This window comes from Alteromonas sp. ABE4_545, from assembly GCF_056161325.1.
The window spans coordinates 1-1,206 of the sequence record NZ_JBSWYY010000066.1 but is presented as its reverse complement, the minus strand read 5'-3'; the positions used below and the strand labels follow the sequence as shown (position 1 = coordinate 1,206).

The following is a 1,206-nucleotide window of genomic DNA, read 5'->3' as shown; positions in this document are numbered from 1 at the left end:
TGTAAACCTCCCCTAAAATAGCGACATACCTTTTTAGAGTTCTTCGGCGTAAACTGAGCCAAGAAAGGAGAACTCCTGATGAAAAAGTCTCGATACACAGAAACGCAGATCGTGAAGATCTTAAAGGAAGTGGAAGCAGGCAGACTGGTGAAAGAAGTCTGCCGTGAGTACGGTATTTCTGATGCGACCTATTACAACTGGAAAGCCAAATATGGCGGTATGGAAGCCTCTGATATTAAGCGCCTTAAAGAGCTTGAAGACGAGAACCGGAAACTAAAGGCTATGTTTGCAGACTTAAGTCTGGAACATCGGATACTTAAAGATATCGTTGAAAAAAAGCTGTAAAGCCAGCGATAAGGCGAGAGCTAGTGAACTATGCACGAGAGCAGCATGGAGCTAGCTTACGTTTGGCTTGTCGCGTTGTTGGCATTAGTGATTCAGTGTATCGATATCAGCCGGATAAAACCCGCGATGACAAGGTCATTGCGAAGCTAATGAAGGCGGTAGAGCGCTATCCGGCCTATGGATTCAGCAAGCTGTTTAAAATCCTTCGGCGTTGGGGCCATGGTTGGAATCATAAACGAGTGTATCGGATTTACTGTGAGCTAAAGCTCAATAAGCGACGTCGGGGCAAACGGCGTCTGCCCGCGAGAAATCCTGAGCCTCTGGCAGTCCCAGCTCAGGCCAACCACTGTTGGTCAATGGACTTTATGTGTGACAGCTTGCAATGCGGGAGGCGCTTTAGAACATTCAATGTGGTGGATGACTTCAATAGAGAAGTCCTGGCGATTGAGATTGATTTGAACTTGCCATCCCAACGCATCATTCGTGTGTTGGAAAGAGTTGTGGCTTGGCGAGGTTATCCGAATAAGTTACGCATGGATAACGGCCCTGAATTCATCTCTGTCACACTGGCGAGCTGGGCAGAAGAGCATGGCATTACCCTGGAATTTATCAAACCAGGCAAGCCAACGCAGAATTCTTATATCGAGCGCTTCAACCGAACTTACCGCACGGAGATTCTCGATATGTATGTGTTCCGCACACTCAACGAAGTCAGAGATTTAACCGAAAACTGGATCACCGAATACAACGAAGAGCGTCCCCATGATGCCCTGAATGATCTGACACCATGGGAATATTTAACCAAGCATGAAATGGCCGAAATCTCTAATTATGGATGTAACTAATTAAGGGAGGTTTACA

The 1,206-nt window shown here is 46.4% G+C and carries 1 protein-coding gene; it reads left to right on the top strand.

From position 1 onward, the window contains the following. Nucleotides 1-78: 78 nt before the first annotated feature. Nucleotides 79-1,190, top strand: a protein-coding gene (locus ACXAH6_RS20330) for an IS3 family transposase (protein WP_474879813.1) whose coding sequence is annotated in 2 segments (ribosomal slippage) — nucleotides 79-340 and nucleotides 340-1,190 — 1,113 coding nt in all. Because the reading frame shifts where the segments join, the coding sequence is not laid out codon by codon here. The last annotated feature ends 16 nt before the right edge of the window (nucleotides 1,191-1,206 follow it).